This is a genomic window from Streptomyces sp. NBC_01381, from assembly GCF_026340305.1.
Classification (GTDB): Bacteria; Actinomycetota; Actinomycetes; order Streptomycetales; family Streptomycetaceae; genus Streptomyces.
Genome location: NZ_JAPEPI010000001.1, coordinates 3,532,640 through 3,551,996 on the forward strand (window position 1 = coordinate 3,532,640; position 19,357 = coordinate 3,551,996).

Sequence of the window (19,357 nt, forward strand, 5' to 3'; positions counted from 1 at the left end):
AGCCCCGCCCCTGCCAGCAGAGGCAAGTGCGGGGCCTTCGGTGGGCTAGGGGGCTCAGGCCGTTTCGTTGCGGTCTATTAGTTCGTCGGTGGTCGTGCCTCTGCGCCAGTAGCCCGAGAACGACACCCGCTTGCGGTCGAAGCCGCGGTCGGTGACCAGGTGGCGGCGGGTGGCCTTGACCGTTGCGGATTCGCCCGTGATCCAGGCGTACGGGGTGCCCGATGGGAGCTCCGCGGTGCGGATCGCCGACGGTGTGGCGCCTGTCTCCGTGAGCCAGGTGATTTCCGCGTCGGCCTTGGTGGACAGGTCCTGCCGGTCCGCAGGGTCGTGGACCTCGATCCAGACGCGCGTCGGAGTGCCGGGCGGGAGTGTTTCGAGGATGCTCGCCACCGCCGGGAGCGCCGACTCGTCGGCGGTCAGCAGGACCCAGTCGGTGTCCTGCGGCAGCCTGAAGTCGTAGGCGCCGTTCTCTTCCTCGATCGGGGCGAGTACGCCTATCCGGGCGCCGGGGGCCGCCTTCCGCGCCCAGCTGGTGGCCGGTCCGTCCGACGGCGAGGGGGCCGGGCCGTGCACCGCGAAGTCGACGATCAACTCATCGGGGTCGCGGCGCAGTTCACGCGTGGTGTACGTGCGCATGATGCCGCGTACGTCGGGGTCGAGGGCGAGCCAGTCGGCGTACCAGTTGGCCGCGTCGCCCTCGGTCGTGTCCGGCATGACCGGGGCGTCCTGCCCCGGATGCGGCAGGAACACCTTGATGCGCTGGTCGCGGCCGGCCGAGGCCATCCGTTCCAGGCCGTCGCCGCCGAGTGCCACGCGGATCATGGCGGGCGTGACGTACTCGGTCCGCAGCACGTGCATGTCGAAGAAGTGGTACGGGGAGTCGGTCATCAGTTGAGCCTCTTCGACTTCTCGATGGCGGCGGCGAGTCGTTCGAGCACGGGGGCGAAGCCGGCGTAGCTGTAGCGCTCCTCCATCGACCAGGGCGTGGTCTGGCCGGCCTTGACGGCGGGGAGCAGCTCCCAGGTGGGCTTCTTCGCGAGCTCCTTGGGCGGCAGGGCGCTCGAGCGGTTGTCCATCATGACGAGATCGGCGTGGTACTTGTCGGCGTTCTCCCAGCTGAGGAACTCCCAGAAGCCCCATTCATCGCTCTTCTTGCCCTCGACGAACTCGACGCCGAGGTCCTTGAAGTAGTTCAGGTCGCAGTAGGAGTCCGGCACGGCGACGTAGAACTGGTCGGCGTCGCCGGTCATCGCGAGGACCTTCAGGCCGGGTTTGGCCTTCGCCGCCTTGCGCAGTCGGCTTTCGGCCTTGTCGAAGCGGGCCTTGGCGGCCCGTACCTTCTCCGTCTCGAGGTCGGCGCCGAGCGACTCGGCGAGCTCGGTGTAGCGCTTCAGCGGTTCGAGCAGGGAGGTGCGGGCGCCCTTGATGCCGACGGTGGGCGCGAGCGCCTCGATCTTCTTGGTGCTGTCCGCGGGCACGAACCAGAGAGCGGGCGGCGGGAACATGTTGCTGATCAGGACGTCGGGCTTGAGGCCCGCGTACTTCTCGATGTTGAACTGGTTGAAGGACTCGCCGAGGCTCGTCAGTTTGTCGACATCGAGATCGCCCGCCTGGGGGTTGGGCTTGCCGTCCACCGGCTTGGACGGGCCGAAGATGCCGGTGCACTCGACGCCGTAGTCGTACAGCGCGGCGGCCGTGCTGACGTAGGCGACGATGTTCTTCGGGGTGTGGTTCACCTTGGCGGTTCTGCCGCGGTCGTCCTTGAAGCTCCAGGCCTTGGAACCGGAGTCTTTCTCGGGCTTCTTCTCGCTCCCGCAGGCCGTGAGCAGGGCGCCGGCGCCGATGGCGCCGCCGGCGGTGAGCAGGCCGCGGCGGGAGAGAGTGCGGTGGGTGTTCATCAGACGGCCTTCTTCGACTTGTCGACGGCTGCCGCGAGCTGCTCGATGAGCGGTGCGTAGCCGGCGTGACTGAACTGGGCCTCGTTGGACCACGTGATGACCTGGTCCGCCTTGACGGCAGGGAGCTTTGCCCAGGTCGGTTTGGACTTCTTGAGCTCGGCGGGCTTGAGGTTGCCCGTCCGTTTGTCGACGAGGATCAGATCGGCTTCGTACGTGTCGGCGTTCTCCCAGCCGAGCTCCTGGAAGAAGCCGCCCTTGGCCGTCTCGTCCGGGGTGACGAACTCGATGCCCAGGTCGGCGTAGTGGCGCAGATCGGTGAAGTCGGTGGGGTTGCCCACGTAGAGCAGGTCGGGCTGCGCCGAGATCGCCATGACCTTGATGCCGCCGCTCGCCTTCGCCGCCTTCGCGGACTTGCGCAGGGTCTCCGACGCCGCCTCGAAACGCTTCTTGGCGGCGATGACCTTCTCCGCCTTGAGGTCGGCGCCCAGCGATTCGGCGAGTGCGGCGAAGCGGCCGATCGCCTTCGTCAGCGAGGTCTTGCCGGTGAGGATGCCGACGGTCGGGGCGAGCGAGGTGATCTTCTTGGCGGATTCCTCGGGGACGTACCAGAGAGTCGGCGCCACGTTCATGGTGCTCACGAGCAGCTCCGGCCGGAGCTTGGCGTACTTCTCGATGCTGAACTCGCCCCAGGCGTTGCCGAGGATCGTCACTTTGTCGACATCGATGTCGGCGGCCTGCACATCGGGTTCGCCGTTCCTCAGCTTCGTCGGGCCGAAGACGCCGGTGCACTCGATGCCGAAGTCGTGCAGCGCGGCGGCCGCGCCGATGTAGGCGACGATGCGGCGCGGGGTCTTGCCGGCCTTCGCGGTCGTGCCGCGATCGTCCTTGAAGCTCCAGCCGTCGCCCGATGCTTTCGCGCCATCGTCCGAGCCGTCGCCGCATGCCGAAAGAAGTCCGCCGAGGCCAAGGGCTCCGACGCCGCCGAGCACACCACGGCGGGTCAGAGCGGGAGGTATCGGGCGGCGAGCACGCATGGCTGTTGCTTCTCCCGTCGAAGTCGAGTGAGAGGGTAGGCTAACCTAACCTGGTGTTGGTCGACAGTCCCCCCGAAGCCAGCGCGGAGACCGCTCCCGCGCCACCCAACCGCCGCGCGATACGCAGCGCCGGGCTCCTTGTCTCGGTCGGTGTGCTCGCACTCGTCGCCGTGGCGAGCATCGCGGTCGGTGCCAAGTCGATGCCCCTGGACCACGTCTGGCACGGTCTCTTCCAGGACACCGGGACGTACGACGATGTCGTCGTCGCGGAGCGGCTTTCGCGCACGCTGCTCGGACTGCTCGTCGGTGTGGCCCTTGGTCTCTCCGGTGCCGTTCTGCAGGCGCTCACCCGCAATCCGCTGGCCGACCCCGGACTGCTCGGCATCAACCTCGGTGCATCGGCCGCCGTCGTCACCGCCATCAGCTTCTTCGGCGTCACATCGCTGAGCGGCTATGTGTGGTTCGCGTTCTTCGGCGCTGCCGCGGTCGGCGCCCTCGTCTACGCGCTCGGCGGCACCCGCAACGCGACGCCGGTGCGCCTCGCGCTCGCCGGAACCGCGATCAGCGCCGCCCTCTACGGCTATCTGCAAGCCGTGATGATCATGGACAATGCGGCGCTCAACAAGATGCGCTTCTGGACGGTCGGTTCCCTGGCGTCGGCCAAGAACGAGACCATCCTGCAGGTCCTCGCCTTCTTTGTGATCGGCAGCGTGCTCGCGCTCGGCCTCGCCCGGCCGCTGAACGCCATGGCCATGGGCGACGACACCGCCCGCGCGCTCGGCGCCCACCTCAACCGCACCCGCGCGCTGTCCATGGCCGCCGCGACCCTGCTGTGCGGGGCGGCGACCGCGGCGGTCGGGCCCATCATGTTCGTCGGCCTGATGGTGCCGCACGTCGTGCGCTCCTTCACCGGGCCCGACATGCGCTGGATCCTGCCGTACGCGGCGGTCCTCTCCCCGGTCCTGCTGCTCGGCGCCGACGTCGTCGGACGCATCGTCGCGCGCCCCGCCGAGCTGCAGGTCGGCATCATCACCGCGTTGATCGGCGCCCCGGTCTTCATCATTCTCGTACGACGGCGGAGGCTGGCTCAGCTGTGAAGGCGATACGCACCCGGGGCGGGCTCAGCTTCCGTCTCGACGTCCGCACGGCCGTGGTCGTCGCCCTGCTCGTCGTGGCCGCGCTCGCCGCGAGCGTCGTCCTGATCGGCACCGGCGACTTCGACATCCCCACCGCCGACGTCATCCGCACCCTGCTCGGCAACGGCGACGCCGGGCAGGAGTTCATCATCAACGACCTGCGGCTGCCCCGCGTCCTGGTCGGACTCCTCGTGGGGGCCGCGCTCGGACTCGGCGGCGCCATCTTCCAGTCCATCTCGCGCAATCCGCTGGGCAGTCCGGACATCCTCGGCCTCGGGCAGGGGTCCACCGCCGGGGCGCTCATCATGATCGTCCTCTTCCAGGGCAGCGCGGTGCAGGTCGCCGGCGGTGCGCTCGTCGGCGGTCTGGTGACGGGCACGGCGATCTATCTCCTTGCCTGGAAGCGGGGCGTGCACGGCTTCCGGTTCGTCCTTGTCGGCATCGGCGTCGCCGCCTTCGTCACCGCCATCAACGGCTATCTGCTCACCAAGGCCGACATCGTCGACGCCGCGCGCGCCGTCGTCTGGATGACCGGCTCCCTCAACGGCCGGGACTGGGAGCAGGTCTGGCCGCTGCTCGTGCTGTGCGCGATCCTGGTGCCGCTCGTCATGACGTACGCGCGACCGCTGCGGATGCTGGAGATGGGCGACGACGTCGGATACGCGCTCGGCGTGCCCGTCGAGCGCACCCGCCTCGTCCTGATGGGCTCGGCCGTGCTGCTCACCGCGGCGGCGACCGCCGCCGCGGGACCCGTCAGCTTCGTGGCGCTCACCGCGCCGCAGCTGGCCAGGCGGCTCACCCGCTCGCCGGGACCGAACCTGATCCCGTCCCTGTGCATGGGCGCCACCCTGCTGATCGTCGCGGACTGGGCCTCGCAGCGGGCGTTCGGCGCCGATCAGCTGCCCGTGGGCGTGGTCACCGGTGTGCTCGGCGGCGTCTATCTGCTCTGGCTGCTCGTCATCGAGCGCAAGGCGGGGCGGATATGAGCGGCGGGGCGCAGATCAACAGCGGGGCGCAGATGAACAGCGGGGCGCGTATGAACACCGGGAAGACCACCAACTCTGAAAGCACCGACAGGCAGGAGCGTGCCGCAGTGAACCGGCTCATCGCGGACGACGTGACCCTTGGCTACGACCAGCGCGTCATCGCCGAGAAGTTGTCCGTCGAGATACCCGACAACTCCTTCACGGTGATCGTCGGCCCGAACGCCTGCGGCAAGTCCACCCTGCTGCGCGCCCTGTCCCGGATGCTCAAGCCGTCGGCGGGCCGCGTCCTGCTCGACGGGAACGTCATCCAGTCGATGCCCGCGAAGAAGGTGGCGCGCACCCTCGGCCTGCTGCCGCAGTCGTTCATCGCGCCCGACGGGATCACGGTGGGCGACCTGGTGGCCCGCGGCCGCTATCCGCACCAGGGCCTGCTTCGGCAGTGGTCGGCGGACGACGAGCGGATCGTCGGCGAGTCGATGGCCTCGACCGGTGTCGCCGAACTGGCCGACCGCTATGTCGACGAACTGTCCGGCGGGCAGCGCCAGCGGGTCTGGATCGCCATGGCGCTCGCCCAGCAGACCCCGCTGCTGCTGCTCGACGAGCCGACGACGTACCTCGACATCCAGCACCAGATCGACGTACTCGACCTGTGCGCCGAACTCCACGAGGAGCAGGGGCGCACCCTCGTCGCCGTCCTGCACGACCTCAACCACGCGGCCCGGTACGCCACTCACCTCATCGCCCTGCGCGACGGCGAGGTCGTCGCCGAGGGCGCGCCGGCCGACATCGTCACGGCGGAGTTGGTGCGGGACACCTTCGGGATGGACTGCCAGATCATCGACGACCCGGAGTCGGGGACGCCGCTGGTGGTGCCGGCCGCGCGCAGGGGACGTACGAAGCTGGCGAAGAAGGCCGGCGCTGATGCAGGTGCCGGTGCTGTGGCCGGTGGGGCTAAAGCAACGTCCTGAGGCGGAGCAGATCGCGCAGTCCTGCCTCCAGCTTGACCCGGCCGGAGGCCCAGGCCTTCGCGAAGTTCAGCTCGCCGTCCACCATCGCCACCAGATCGTCGCCGGACATGGCGAGCCGGATCTCGGCCTTCTCCCTGGGCGCGCCGGAGTAGGTGTCGAGCACCGTGATCCGGCCGTTCTCGAGACGGCCCGTGAACGAGACGTCGAGGTCGGTGATGCGGCAGCTCAGCGAGCGGTTGAGCGCTGCCGCACTGCGCACGCCGCCTTCCGCGCCCGCCAGGTTGTCCGAGAGTTTGTCCAGTGCCGCGCGGCACTCTTCGATCGTCGCCATCGTGATCGACGGTACCCCAGCGCTTCGCGGTAGCGTCGTGGCATGAACGACTCGTTGCCGGGCCCCGGGCCCGAGGCCGCGGAGCCCGAGGCTGAGCCTGAGCCTGTGGAGGCGTACGACCCCGCGGGCCCCGCGCCGCTCGGCGTGGAGCGCGCGCCGACCGGTGACGCGGAGGTGGACGCCCTGCTCCAGCGCCTCGGCGACGCCGACCACCTCGCCACGGACGGCCACATCGAGGTGTACGAGGATGTGCACCGGGGACTGCGTGACGCGCTGACCGCGCTCGACGCACGCCCCGGGCCGCCGGCGCCCTCGCCTTCGTCCCCGCACACACCGTCGTACACACCCTCGTACAACAGGAGCTGAACAGAACGTGGCAGGAGTGGCACGCCGCCGCCTCGACGCCGAGCTGGTCCGTCGCAAGCTGGCGCGCTCGCGCGAGCACGCAAGCCAGCTGATCGCCGCAGGGCGGGTGACCGTCGACAAGAACACCGCGACGAAGCCCGCGACGCAGGTGGAGACCGCCGCAGCCATCGTGGTCGCGGCCGACGAGAGCGACCCCGACTACGTCTCGCGCGGCGGCCACAAGCTGGCGGGCGCGCTCGCCGCGTTCGGGCCGCAGGGGCTTGTCGTCGAGGGGCGGCGCGCGCTGGACGCGGGCGCTTCGACCGGCGGCTTCACCGATGTGCTGCTGCGCGCCGGTGCCTCCGGTGTCGTCGCCGTGGACGTCGGATACGGACAGCTCGCCTGGTCGCTGCAGAGCGACGACCGGGTCACCGTCAAGGACCGTACGAACGTACGTGAGTTGACGCTGGAACTCATCGACGGCGTCCCCGTCGACCTGGTCGTCGGCGACCTCTCCTTCATCCCGCTCGGGCTCGTGCTGCCCGCGCTCGTGCGGTGCGCCGCCCCCGACGCCGACCTGGTCCTCATGGTCAAGCCGCAGTTCGAGGTCGGCAAGGAGCGCCTGGGCAGCGGCGGTGTGGTGCGCAGCACGGAGCTGCGGGCCGACGCGGTGCGGACGGTGGCGCGGCAGGCGTGGGGGCTCGGGCTCGGTGTACGTGGCGTGACTGCGAGCCCCCTGCCCGGCCCTTCCGGAAATGTCGAGTACTTTCTGTGGCTGCGTGCCGGGGCGCCCGAACTGGACCCGGCGGACGTTGACCGTGCCGTGGCGGAGGGGCCCCGTTGACTCAGACCCGAGTGACCCAGACCCGAGCTCGTACTGTTTTCCTGCTCGCGCACACCGGGCGGCCCGCGGCCATCCGCAGTGCCGAACTCGTCGTCCAGGGGCTGCTGCGCAGCGGCCTGGGCGTACGGGTCCTTGAGGCGGAGGCGGCCGATCTGCCGCTGCCGCCCGATGTCGAGACGGTCAAGGAGGCCACGGCCGAGTGCATCGACGACTGTGAGCTGATCGTCGTGCTCGGCGGCGACGGAACCTTGCTGCGCGGCGCCGAGTTCGCGCGCGCCTCCGGGGTGCCGATGCTCGGCGTGAACCTGGGCCGGGTCGGCTTTCTCGCCGAGGCCGAGCGCGACGACCTCGACAAGGTGGTCGACCGGGTCGTCACCAAGGCGTACGAGGTCGAGGAGCGGATGACCATCGACGTCGTCGTGCACCGCAACGGCGATGTCGTGCACCGCGACTGGGCGCTCAACGAGGCCGCCGTGCAGAAGATGTCGGCCGAGCGGATGCTCGAGGTCGTGCTCGAGATCGACGGCCGCCCCGTCACCGGCTTCGGCTGCGACGGCATTGTGTGTGCCACCCCGACGGGGTCCACCGCGTATGCCTTCTCGGCGGGCGGGCCCGTGGTGTGGCCGGAGGTGGAGGCGCTTCTCATGGTGCCGATCAGCGCGCACGCCCTGTTCGCGAAGCCCCTTGTGACCTCGCCGGACTCGGTGCTCGCCGTCGAGGTCCAGCAGCACACGCCGCACGGGGTGCTGTGGTGCGACGGGCGGCGGACCGTGGAACTGCCCGCGGGGGCGCGGGTCGAGGTGCGCAGGGGAGGGGTGCCGGTGCGGTTGGCGCGGCTGCACCATGCGTCCTTTACGGACCGGCTTGTGGCGAAGTTTGCGCTGCCGGTTTCTGGGTGGCGTGGGGCGCCTCACTAGGGCTCCGCTGCGGGGCGGTCTTGGTGCGGTCCTCAGGTGCGGGTCGGTGGGGGCTTGGCGCGCCCACGCGGCGGAGCCGCAAATGTCACAGCCCCGCGCCCCTGACGGGGCGCGGCCCTTCTACGGTCACGCCGAGCCGACCACGGATATCGCCTGCCTCCGCATCACCGCACGTACCGGAAGGCCCGTCGCCAGGAGCGTCAGGAGCAGGGTGCCCGTAGCTATCCCCGTCGGTACGCCCCACGGAAGGTAGGGCATCGATGAGCCGAACGCCGTGCTGAGGATCGGCGCCAGTGTGCCGAGTGCGATGGCTGTGCCGAGCAGCAGCGCGGTCCCCGCCACGACCACCGCCTCCCAGGCAGCCATGGCCCGCACCTGGGCCCGCTGGCTGCCGACCACCCGCAGCAGTGCGACGTCGCGGCGGCGCTCGAAGGAGATCATGGCGAGGGTGTTCGCCGCGGCGATCGCGGCGAAGCCCGCGTACAGCCCCGTGCCCACATAGTCGAGCCAGACCTCGCCCGTGCTGCCCGCCGAGCCCGTGTGGTGCTGGGCCGTGGTGTGCATGCCGATCTTGGTGAGGCCGAAGCCCACGACCAGGACGAGCGGCACCACCGCGGCGGAGAAACGGCGGGGCTGCGAGCGGACGTTGAGCATGGCGAGGCGCGCGCTCGGGCCGAACCGGCCGACCAGCGCCGAGACCAGCCAGGCCGCGGGCCCGATGATGCGCGGGCCGAGCAGTCCGGCGCCGACGCAGAAGAGGATCAGGACGAGGAACGCGCCCTCGCCCGCCTCGTCCGCTGGCTGCCGGGACAGGAGCACCGCGATGACGCACGCCCCCGCGACCGCTGTCACGCCGAGCGGCGCCCGCAGCACGCCGAGGCCGCGCCGCCCGGTCGCCGCCTCGCTCAGGGCGCGGGCCGGGCGCAGCAGCGAGAACCGCAGGGCCGAAAGGAGCGCGGCGAGCGTCGTCGTCACCACGGCCACGCCGAGGCACACCGGCAGGGCGACCCAGCTGAAGCGGAAGGCCGCCTCCGCGGGGAGCAGCCCGTGGTCGACCATCCCCGCATGCCACCAGCGGGCGACGAAGCCACCCAGGACGAAGCCGGCGAGGGCAGCGGGGATCGACGCGGCGAGGGCCTGCGCGGCCACCGCGCGGCGGACCTGCCGGGGTCTGGCACCGATGGAGCGCACCATGGCCAGCTCGCGGTGCTGTTGCGCCACGGCCGTGCCCATCGTCGACGCGACCACGAATATCGACATGTAGATCGAACCGATGAGGAGTACGACGGCCATGTCGCCGACGCCGTTCTCGGCGATCTGATCGCGGGCCCGTGCGGAGAGCCCCTCCGTGCCGGTGGTGCCGAGCATCATCGTCGATGCGCTCACCACGGTCGCCGCGAAGAGCGCGGCCACCGCCGTGCCCACGAAGGCCGGGCGGTGCGCGCGCAGCGCCGCCAGTGCGAGTCCCGTTCTCATACAGATCATGGTGGGGTGCTGGGGCCACCGGGCACCATGAGGCAAGCAGGAAGATCACGGTGGGGTAATCCCCACCCCTAAATCCCCACCCCCTGCGGGTGACAGCGTCCGTTCGGTCCGCCTTTGCCACCTGCGCCTTCGCGGAAGGTGGCCAGGGGCCGTCGCACACCCGGGCTCTGACCTCGTAAGGTCGTGTCCGTGTTGGAGGAGATGCGGATACGGTCGCTCGGAGTCATCGACGACGCGGTCGTCGAGCTGTCACCGGGTTTCACCGCCGTGACCGGTGAGACCGGTGCGGGCAAGACGATGGTGGTCACGAGCCTCGGCCTGCTGCTCGGCGGGCGCGCGGATCCCGCCTTGGTGCGGATCGGCGCCAAGGCGGCGGTCGTCGAGGGCCGGATCACCGTGCCCGACGGCGCATCGGCGGCCGTGCGCGCGGAGGAGGCGGGGGCCGAACTAGACGAGGGCGCGCTGTTGATCAGCCGTACCGTCTCGGCGGAGGGGCGCTCACGGGCGCACCTCGGAGGCCGTTCGGTGCCGGTGGGTCTGCTGTCCGAACTGGCGGACGACCTCGTCGCGGTGCACGGTCAGACGGATCAGCAGGGGCTGCTCAAGCCGGCCCGGCAGCGCGGCGCGCTCGACCGGTACGCGGGCGACGCGGTCACCGTGCCGCTGGCCAAGTACACGGCGGCGTACCGAAGGCTGCGGGCCGTGACGACCGAGGTCGACGAGATCACCACGCGCGCGCGGGAACGCGCCCAGGAGGCGGATCTGCTGCGCTTCGGCCTCGACGAGGTCGCGGGCGTCGAGCCGCGTGCGGGCGAGGACGTCGAACTGGCCGCGGAGGCCGAGCGGCTCGGCCACGCCGAGGCGCTCGCGTCCGCCGCCACGGCTGCCCACGCCGCGCTCGCGGGCAACCCCGAGGACCCGGAGGGCGTCGACGCCACGACGCTGGTGGCGGGCGCGCACCGGGCCCTGGAGGCGGTGCGTTCCCACGACGCCGCCCTCGCCGCGCTGGCCGAGCGGATCGGCGAGATCGGGATTCTGCTGGGCGATGTGGCGGGCGAACTGGCCGGTTACGCCGATGACCTCGACGCCGATCCGCTGCGGCTCGCGGCGGTGGAGGAGCGGCGTGCCGCGCTGACTCAGCTGACCCGGAAGTACGGCGCCGACATCGACGCCGTACTTGCCTGGGCCGAGGAGGGGGCCGCGCGGCTCACCGAACTCGAGAGTGACGACGACCGGCTGGAGGAGCTGACGGCCGAGCGGGACGCGCTCCGGGGCGAACTGGCGGGACTTGCGCAGGCGTTGACCGACGCCCGTCAGGAGGCGGCTTCGCGGTTCGCGGCGGCCGTCACTGAAGAGCTCGCCTCCCTCGCGATGCCGCACGCGCGCGTGACGATCGACATCACCGCCACGGAGGTGCCCGAGGGCGCGGACGGTGTGCCGGTCGACGGACGTCTCGTCGCGTACGGCCCGACGGGCGTCGACGAGGTGGAACTCCTCCTGGCCCCGCATCCGGGCGCGCCGCCACGGCCGATCGCCAAGGGGGCGTCCGGCGGTGAGCTGTCGCGCGTGATGCTGGCCGTCGAGGTCGTCTTCGCGGGCACGGATCCCGTTCCCACGTACCTCTTCGACGAGGTCGACGCGGGCGTCGGCGGCAAGGCCGCGGTCGAGATCGGGCGGCGCCTCGCCCGGCTCGCCAAGTCGGCGCAGGTCGTGGTCGTCACGCATCTGCCGCAGGTGGCGGCGTTCGCCGATCGGCAGCTGCTGGTCGAGAAGACGAACGACGGGAGCGTCACCCGCTCCGGGGTCCTGGTCCTGGAGGGCGAGGACCGGGTGCGGGAGCTGTCCCGGATGCTGGCGGGGCAGGAGGACTCGGAGACCGCGCGGGCCCATGCGGAGGAGTTGCTGGCCACGGCTCGGGGGGACGGTTAGCGGGCCGGGGGCCTTGGACGGGCCGTGCGTACCGCAGATCACCGGCTTCGCCGAGTTCGTCCTCAAACGCCGGACAGGCTGATACGCCGTCGCCCGTACGCTGAAACGCATGAACGCCCGACGCATCACCGCCCGCCGCATCACCGCCCGCCGCATCACCGCCCTCCTCACCGCCGCCGCCGTCACCCGCGCCGCCACCACCGCGTTGCGTTCCCGCGCCCCCGGCGGCCCCGACCGCTGGGAGCGGAAGAACTACGCGGGGCGGGCAGTGGAGTTGTACGCCGGGCCCGCTGCCGCTCTGGGGGCCGCGGCCGGTGGTGTCGCCCTGGCGGGCAGGCCTCGCGCCGCCACCGCACTGGCCGTGCTCGCCGCCGGTGCCTGCGGGGTGTACGACGACATGGCGGGGGCAGGCGACCCGCGCCGAGGGTTCCGCGCGCACCTCGCCGCGCTGCGCGGCGGTGAAGTCACCAGCGGGGCCGTGAAGTTGTTCGGGATCTCCGCGGCCGGTCTCGCCGCGGGCGCGCTGCTCAAGGAGCGGCCGGTGGACAAGGTCCTCGCGGGCGTCGTGATCGCCGGTACCGCCCACTTCGTCAACCTCGTGGACGTACGCCCCGGACGCGCCGCCGGAGCGGTGCTCGCCCTGGGGGCGCCGGGGCTGCTGCGCAAGGGCACCGCCGGGGTTCTCGCCGCCGCCTCCATGGGGGCCGCCGCGGCCGTGCTCCCGGAGGACCTGGGGGAGCGCGCCATGATCGGTGACGCCGGAGCGCACGCCCTGGGCGCGGCCCTGGGCACCGCCATCGTCGCGGGCAACGGCCGCGCGGGCCTGGTGGCGCACGCGGCGGGCCTCGTCGCCGCGGCGGCGTACGGAGAGAAGGTCAGCGCGGCAGCCGGGGCCTAGGTCCTGTCTTCGAACGCCCGTCTGCCCCGCGGCACGGCCCCCACGACAGCCGAGCCACGCCGAGCCGCCCGAAAGCCTTCCGTCCGTCGAGGCCCCGCTGCGAAGATGCCTGGGGCCGCAGGGCATCCGCGGCGCTGAAACCCCTTTGTCCTCACCCATGCGAGTGATCCGCTTCAGGGAGTTGCCTGCCCCCGTGCGGAAGAGACCTTTCGGCGGTGCCGGAACGTCCGTACGGACTGGCATCCTTGGCGCAGCCCCCCGACGCCGACTCAGGAGCCCCGGCTACGTGAGCCACGTGAGCAGCCACTCACCGCACGGCCAGACGCCGCTGCACACCGTGCAAGTGCTGGGCGGCGGAAGCGCGGGCAGCAGCGCCCACGTCAGGTCGCTCGCCGCGGGCCTCGCCGCGCGGGGCGTGCGGGTCACGGTGTGCGCCCCTTCCGATGCGGCCTCCGCGTACGACCTGACGGGCACCGGCGCCCGGCACGTCCACGTGCCCCGCCGCAGCGACCCGGCATCCGTCGCCTCCCTCCGTGTGGCCTGCACCGACGCCGACCTCGTGCACGCACACGGACTGCACGCCGCTCTGCGCGCCGCGCTCGCGCTCACCGGCCGCCGTATCCCGCTCGTCGTCACCTGGCACACCCGCGCACATGCGGAAGGCGCGCGCGCCCACGTCCTTCGCGCCCTGGAGCGGCGCGTCGCCAAGGCCGCGGCCGTGGTCCTCGGCACCTCGTCCGACCTCGTCGACCGCGCCCGCCGCAGGGGCGCGCGGGACGCCCGGCTCGCCCCCGTCACGCTCCCCACGCCGCGCGCGGCCGCCCGTGACGACGAGGAGCCGGACGGTCTGCGCCACAAGGCACGCGCCGAACTCGGCGCCGTGGACCGGCCGTTGATCGTGGCGGTCGGCACGCTGGAACGCCACCGCGGCTTCGACGTGCTGCTCGACGCCTCGCGCGCGTGGCGCCACCTCGACCCGCTGCCGCTGCTCGTCATCGCCGGTGAAGGGCCTGAGCGGGCGGAGCTGAAGCGCCGTATCGAGGGCGAGGGTCTTCCGGCCCGGCTCGTGGGGCGGCGTGACGACGTGCCCGAGCTGCTCGCGGCCGCCGATCTCGTGGTGCTGCCCAGCAGCTGGGAGTCCCGTTCCGTGCTGGCCCAGGAAGCCCTGCACGCGCGCGTGCCGCTGGTCGCGACCGCGGTGGGCGGTGTGCCCGAACTCGTCGGCGACGCAGCCGAACTCGTCCCCTACGGCGACGCCGCGGCCCTCGCCACGGCCGTCGCGCGCCTCCTCGCGGACCCCGAGCACCAGGAGCGGCTCAAGGACAAGGGCACCGCCCAGGCGGCGACCTGGCCGACCGAGGACGAGACGGTCACCCAAGTCCTCAGTGTCTACGACGAGTTGACGCAGCCGCGGGCCATGTAGCGGAGAGCGGCGCGGGCGGCTGCGCCACAGCCCGGCGCGCCCGCAGGCCGATCGCCGACGGCGTCGCACCGCATCTGCGCGGGCCGCCCCTGGTCACGAGCCCGCCGGCGCCGGCAAGTCTCGCTCGCGCGGGTGCCGGCGGGTCCTCGCCTGCGCGGGCCGTCGCCGGGCCGAGCCTCGGCCGGCCGCCGCGCGGGCCGCTACGTCACATGCCGCCGCGCCCGCAGCGCCAGGCTCAGCGCGAGCACCGTCTGCGGGTCGTCCAGGTCCGTGCCGAGGAGTTCACTGATCCTGGCGAGACGGTTGTACAGCGTCTGCCGGTTCAGGTGCAGTTCGCGGGCCGTCTCCGCCTTGCGCCCGGCGTGCGCCAGGTACGTCTGCAGGGTGGGCAGCAGTGGTGGCTTCGAGCGCCGGTCGTGGGTGCGCAGGGGGCCGATCGCGCGGTCCACGAAGGCTGCAAGGGCCGAGTCGTCGTAGTTGTGCAGGCGCCACAGGAGGAGGTCGATGTCCAGGCGGCGCGCGTCGTACCAGGGGCGGTCCGAAAGGCCCTGGGCCGCCGTCGCCGTCTCCGCCGCGTGCCGCAGTCCCGCCGACGCCGCCGCCCAGCCGCCCGCGACCCCGACCACCACGACCGGTGGCTGCGCCCCCGCCCGCTGCATCCCCGCCCGCTCGACGCCGGCCCGCAGCGCCGCCGCGACCCGGTCGGCCACCGCGGTGCGCTCGGACTCCGTACGGAGCCCCAGGAGCAGCGGCACGCGGCCCTCGACCGGGCGTACGCCGAGCAGCACCGGCACGCCCACCGCCGCCAGCTCCTCCGCGACCGCACGCGCGAGGACGGCCCAGCCGCCGCCCGGCGGCAGCCCGTCCGCGAGCCGCATCACGACCGGGAGCAGCGGGCTCTCGCCGGGCTTGAAGCCGAGCACGCGCGCCTGGGCGGGCGCGTCGTCGGCCGTGATGCGCCCCTCCGCGAGGTCGGTCAGGAAGTCGCCGCGGCCGCGTGCCGCGAGCTCCTCCTCCTGTCTGGCCTGCATCAGGACCACCGCGAGCGAGCCCGCCGCCCGCTCCGCCGCGATCCGGTGAACCGGGAGCAGCACGGACTCCACGGCGAGCAGTACGAGCCGGGCCCGCACCGAGCCGGTGCCGGGTCCACCGCCCGGCACGTCGACGAGCACCGCGCCCGCGGGCGGTCCGTCCCGGTCGACGGTGCGGCCCCGCAGGCCCTCCCACACCTGGAGCGGATCGGCACACTCCGTGCCCGCCCCGGCGGCGTACAGAAGTTGCCCGTCCGCTGTCTCCAGGAACACCGGATTGCCGCTGAAGTCCGCGAGGACGCCGAGGACCTGTGGCACACCGCCGCCGCCGAGCAGCGCTTCCGTGCAGCGCCGGTGGACCTCCTCGGCCCGCTGGAGCAGCGCGTAGTGACCGTTGACGATCTCCGTGTGCACCTCTTCGGTGACCGTCACGAAGGGCACCTCGCGGTGCAGCTGCACCAGGGGGAGGCCGGCCGCGCGCGCCGTCTCCACGATCGCCGCGGGCAGCCGGGCGAAGCGCGGGCCCAGCTCGACGACGAGCGCCGCGATGCCCCGCTCGGCGAGCTTGCGCACGAAGGCGCGCTGCTCGGCGGGGCGTGCGCCAAGGCCCAGGCCGGTGGTCAGGAGCAGCTCGCCGCCCTTGAGCAGCGAGGCGATGTTCGGCACCTCGCCGGCGTGCACCCACCGCACGGTGCGCTGCAGCCGTTCCGCTCCCGCGACCACTTCCGGCAGTCCGCCGCGCAGACCCGGAAGCTCCAGGGCCCGCTGCACGGTGATTCCGCCCTGAGTGCCCTGCGTGCCCTGACTTTCCATGGGGCGGACGCTACCTGCGCACACGTTCCGGGAACATCTCCGGCCGGTTACGGGCATGGCCGAAAGTGCCCCGGGCCCGACAACTCGTCGCCCCCGCACGCCAATTGCACGACCCCCTGTCGCTTGTGGCGTACGTCACTCCACGGCAAGGTGCCCGCCATGCCAGAGCAGATGCCAGAGCAACCCAGCACACCCGAGGTCCACCGCCTCAAGGCGAACTCCGTCGGTCTCGTCGGCGTCGTCTTCATGGCCGTCGCCACCGCGGCGCCCATCACGGCCATGACCGGAAACCTGCCCATCGCCGTCGGCGCGGGCAACGGCACCGGCGCGCCCGCGGGCTATCTCTTCGCGACCCTCGTCCTGACGGTGTTCTCCGTCGGATACGTCGCCATGGCCAAGCGGATCACCGCGGCCGGCGCCTTCTACGGCTATATCTCGCACGGCCTCGGCCGGATCGCGGGCATGGCGTCCGGGATGCTCGCCGTCCTCGCGTACGTCGTCTTCGAGGCGTCGATCGTCGGCGTCTTCGCCTACTTCGCCAAGACCACCGTCCATGATCAGCTCGGCGCCGATCTGCCGTGGATCCTGTACGCGGCCGCGATGCTCGCCGTCACCGCCGTCCTGTCGTACTTCGACATCAACCTCACCGCGAAGGCGCTCGGCGTGATGCTGATCGCCGAGATCGCCGTCCTCTTCGCCGTCGCCACCGCCGTACTGATCCACGGCGGCGGCCCCGACGGCATCCCCGTAGAGCCGATCAACCCGAAGAACGCCTTCACCGGCACATCCGCAGGCCTCGGCCTCTTCTTCGCCTTCTGGTCCTGGGTCGGCTTCGAGTCCACCGCCATGTACGGAGAGGAGTCCCGCAACCCCAAGAAGGTCATCCCGCGCGCCACGCTCATCTCGGTCGTCGGCGTCGGGCTCTTCTACATCTACGTCTCCTGGATGACGATCGCGGGCAACGGCCTGAGCGGTTCGGTGAAGGTCTCGCAGTCCACCAGCCCGCTCGACCTGTTCTTCGACCCGGCGCACTCCTTCATCGGCGCCTGGGCCGTCGACACCTTCCAATGGCTCCTGATCACCGGCTCGTTCGCCTGCGGCATGGCCTTCCACCAGTGCGCTTCGCGGTATCTGTACGCGGTCGGGCGCGAGGGGTTCCTGCACCGCGGCCTCGGCCGTACGCACCCCACGCACGGCTCCCCGTACATCGCCTCCTACGTCCAGTCGGCGATCGCCGTCGCCCTGGTCGCCGCCTTCTGGCTCACCGGACAGGACCCGTACATCCACCTCTACACCCTGCTCGCGATCCTCGGCACGATGGCGATCCTCATCGTGCAGACCCTCTGCTCCTTCGCCGTCATCGGCTATTTCCGCAGGAACCACCCCGAGGACCGGCACTGGTTCAAGACCTTCCTGGCCCCGTTGCTCGGCGGCATCGGCATGATCGCCGTGGTTGTCCTGCTTGTGATCAACATGGACACCGCGGCGGGCTCGGCCGCCGACTCCCTCTTCTTCAAGGCCATCCCGTGGATCGTCGGCCTCGTCTTCTTCGGGGGCCTGGGGCTCGGCCTGTATCTGCGGGCGAAGCAGCCCGCCCGCTACGAGATCATCGGCCGGATCGTCCTGGAGGACGCGGCCGAACGCACCGAAGACACCGAGCCCACGACGCCCGCCACCGTCTGAGGAGATCCCCGTGTCCCGTACGAACCCGATGCACGCCTTGAAACGCCTGGCCGCGGAGCACGGCGAGGCCCAGCGCCTCGGAGTACCCGTCGCCGAACTCCGGGGCGCCGCCGCACGGCCCGGCCGAAGAACCGTCCTCAAAGGCGCCGCGGGCCTCGCCGTCGGGGCCGCCGCTCTGTCGGCCGCTCCCCGCGCCACGGCCGCCCCGACCGGCAAGGGCGCACCCCGCACAGCCGTCGTGGGAGCCGGGATCTCGGGCCTCACCGCGGCCCTCACCCTCCACGACGCGGGCCTGAACTGCACGCTCTACGAAGCCAGTCCGGACCGGGTCGGCGGCCGCATGTACACCCAGCGCGGCCACTGGGCGTACGGCCAGACCTCCGAGATCGGCGGCGAGCTGATCGACACCAGCCACAAGAAGATCCTGGAGCTCTGCCGCCGCTTCGATCTCCCCGTCGAGGACTTCCTCGGCGGCGGCCCGAACGGGGCGGAGGAGATCCTCTGGTTCAACGGCGCCTACTACCCGCGCGCCCAGGCCGACGAGGACTTCAAGGCGGTCTACCAACTCCTGCGCCGCGACCTGTCGGAGGCGGGCGAGGTCTTCTGGAACCAGACCACCCCGACCGGCACTGCCCTCGACAACATGTCGATCTATGAGTGGATCGAATCGCGTGTGCCGGGCGGGCACGGCTCCCCGCTCGGCCGCTGGTTCGACGTCGCCTACAACGTCGAGTACGGCGCCGACACCACCGACCAGTCCGCGCTCGCCCTCGTCCTGCTGATGGGCTACCAGACCAATCCGGGGCACTTCAACATCTGGGGCCTGTCCAACGAGCGCTACCACATCACCGGCGGCAACGACCGACTCCCGCACGCCATCGCCGACTTCCTGCCCGCCGGGACCCTGCGCCCCGGCTGCGCCCTGACCGCCGTACGCGCCAACGCCGACGGCACCCAGACCCTCACGTACACCGAGGCGGGCGCCGTCCGCACCGCCACCGCCGACCACACGATCCTGTGCCTCCCGCTGCCGGTGCTCCAACAACTCGACCTGACCAAGGCCGGGTTGGACACCCGCATGACGAATCTGCTGCGGGACGCGCGGATGGGCCACTGCACCAAGCTCAACATGCAGTTCTCAAGCCGCCCCTGGCGCGGCACCGGCGCCTGGCCCGGCGTCAGCGCGGGCGACTGCTTCACCGACGCCGACTTCCAGCAGACCTGGGACACCACCAAGATCCAGCCGGGCAGCGGCGGCATCCTCATCCAGTACGGCGGCGGCACCCTCGCCAAGTCCCTGTCACCGGCAGGCCCGTTCAGCACCGAGACGGACCCCTACGTACGCGACCTGTCCACCCGCCACCTCGGCCAGATCGACCAGGTCTTCCCGGGCACCAAGGCAGCCTGGACCGGCAAGGCCCAGCTCTCCGCCTGGCACAAGAACCCCTACGCGCTCGGCGCCTACTCGTACTGGCCCGTCGGCTATCTGCACCGCTACGCCGGCTACGAAGGCACCCCGCAGGGCAACCTCCACATCGGCGGCGAGCACTGCAGCTACGACTTCCAGGGCTTCATGGAGGGCGGCGCGACCGAAGGGGAGCGCGCCGCCCGGGAGGTGATCGGGAAGCTCACCTAG

17 protein-coding genes are annotated in these 19,357 nt (G+C 71.7%); 11 read left to right on the forward strand and 6 right to left on the reverse strand.

The genetic code is table 11. From position 1 onward, the window contains the following. Positions 1-54: 54 nt before the first annotated feature. Genes OG453_RS16470 through OG453_RS16480 form a run of 3 tightly spaced genes read right to left on the reverse strand, consistent with a single transcriptional unit; the run spans position 55 to position 2,932 of the window. A complete protein-coding gene (locus tag OG453_RS16470) occupies positions 55-888 on the reverse strand; it encodes a siderophore-interacting protein (RefSeq protein WP_266868586.1) in 834 nt (277 codons plus the stop codon). Then, a complete protein-coding gene (locus OG453_RS16475) occupies positions 888-1,898 on the reverse strand; it encodes an ABC transporter substrate-binding protein (protein ID WP_266868587.1) in 1,011 nt (336 codons plus the stop codon). Before OG453_RS16475 ends, OG453_RS16470 begins: the two co-directional genes overlap by 1 nt. Next, positions 1,898-2,932, reverse strand: a complete 1,035-nt coding sequence (locus tag OG453_RS16480; protein WP_266868589.1) for an ABC transporter substrate-binding protein — start codon at positions 2,930-2,932, stop codon at positions 1,898-1,900. The genes OG453_RS16475 and OG453_RS16480 overlap by 1 nt, the downstream gene beginning before the upstream one ends. Before the next feature lie 53 nt (positions 2,933-2,985). On the opposite strand from OG453_RS16480, the gene OG453_RS16485 reads away from it, so the two are divergent. From OG453_RS16485 to OG453_RS16495, 3 genes are read left to right on the forward strand one after another with little or no spacing between them, the layout of a single operon-like run. After that, a complete protein-coding gene (locus OG453_RS16485; RefSeq protein WP_266868591.1) occupies positions 2,986-4,029 on the forward strand; it encodes an iron ABC transporter permease in 1,044 nt (347 codons plus the stop codon). Next, positions 4,026-5,054, forward strand: coding sequence for an iron chelate uptake ABC transporter family permease subunit (locus OG453_RS16490; protein ID WP_266868593.1), 1,029 nt, complete (start codon positions 4,026-4,028; stop codon positions 5,052-5,054). The genes OG453_RS16485 and OG453_RS16490 overlap by 4 nt, the downstream gene beginning before the upstream one ends. A gap of 50 nt (positions 5,055-5,104) precedes the next feature. Next, complete coding sequence (locus OG453_RS16495; RefSeq protein WP_266869893.1) at positions 5,105-6,022, forward strand: ABC transporter ATP-binding protein; 918 nt, start codon at positions 5,105-5,107, stop codon at positions 6,020-6,022. Here OG453_RS16495 and OG453_RS16500 read toward each other — a convergent pair. After that, entirely contained in the window at positions 6,006-6,353 is a 348-nt protein-coding gene (locus OG453_RS16500) for an SCP2 sterol-binding domain-containing protein (RefSeq protein ID WP_266868594.1), read from the reverse strand. The genes OG453_RS16495 and OG453_RS16500 overlap by 17 nt on opposite strands. Positions 6,354-6,395: 42 nt before the next feature. On the opposite strand from OG453_RS16500, the gene OG453_RS16505 reads away from it, so the two are divergent. From OG453_RS16505 to OG453_RS16515, 3 genes are read left to right on the forward strand one after another with little or no spacing between them, the layout of a single operon-like run. After that, a complete protein-coding gene (locus tag OG453_RS16505) occupies positions 6,396-6,719 on the forward strand; it encodes a hypothetical protein (RefSeq protein WP_266868596.1) in 324 nt (107 codons plus the stop codon). 7 nt (positions 6,720-6,726) lie between these two features. Further along, positions 6,727-7,542 (forward strand): TlyA family RNA methyltransferase, encoded by an 816-nt coding sequence (locus tag OG453_RS16510; protein ID WP_266868597.1) that lies wholly within the window; start codon positions 6,727-6,729, stop codon positions 7,540-7,542. An 11-nt stretch (positions 7,543-7,553) separates the two neighbouring features. Next, positions 7,554-8,459, forward strand: a complete 906-nt coding sequence (locus tag OG453_RS16515; RefSeq protein WP_135331494.1) for an NAD kinase — start codon at positions 7,554-7,556, stop codon at positions 8,457-8,459. Positions 8,460-8,585: 126 nt separating this feature from the next. On the opposite strand, the gene OG453_RS16520 is transcribed toward OG453_RS16515, so the two are convergent. Next, positions 8,586-9,935, reverse strand: coding sequence for an FtsX-like permease family protein (locus OG453_RS16520; RefSeq protein WP_266868599.1), 1,350 nt, complete (start codon positions 9,933-9,935; stop codon positions 8,586-8,588). A gap of 210 nt (positions 9,936-10,145) precedes the next feature. Between OG453_RS16520 and recN the strand changes: the two genes are divergently transcribed. From recN to OG453_RS16535, 3 genes are all read left to right on the forward strand, one after another. After that, positions 10,146-11,873 (forward strand): DNA repair protein RecN, encoded by a 1,728-nt coding sequence (gene recN / locus OG453_RS16525; protein ID WP_266869894.1) that lies wholly within the window; start codon positions 10,146-10,148, stop codon positions 11,871-11,873. Between the two features lie 109 nt (positions 11,874-11,982). Then, positions 11,983-12,771: a hypothetical protein gene (locus tag OG453_RS16530; RefSeq protein WP_266868601.1), complete on the forward strand. Its 789-nt coding sequence runs from the start codon at positions 11,983-11,985 to the stop codon at positions 12,769-12,771. Positions 12,772-13,057: 286 nt separating this feature from the next. Further along, entirely contained in the window at positions 13,058-14,194 is a 1,137-nt protein-coding gene (locus OG453_RS16535; RefSeq protein WP_266868603.1) for a glycosyltransferase family 4 protein, read from the forward strand. Positions 14,195-14,394: 200 nt separating this feature from the next. Here the strand turns inward: OG453_RS16535 and OG453_RS16540 are convergent, their stop codons facing one another. After that, positions 14,395-16,038 carry a PucR family transcriptional regulator gene (locus OG453_RS16540; protein ID WP_266868605.1) on the reverse strand — a complete coding sequence of 548 codons (1,644 nt, stop codon included), beginning with the start codon at positions 16,036-16,038 and terminating at the stop codon, positions 14,395-14,397. A gap of 171 nt (positions 16,039-16,209) precedes the next feature. Here OG453_RS16540 and OG453_RS16545 point away from each other — a divergent pair, with 171 nt between their 5' ends. Further along, entirely contained in the window at positions 16,210-17,721 is a 1,512-nt protein-coding gene (locus tag OG453_RS16545) for an APC family permease (RefSeq protein WP_266869895.1), read from the forward strand. 10 nt (positions 17,722-17,731) lie between these two features. Continuing rightward, entirely contained in the window at positions 17,732-19,357 is a 1,626-nt protein-coding gene (locus tag OG453_RS16550) for an NAD(P)/FAD-dependent oxidoreductase (RefSeq protein WP_323178635.1), read from the forward strand.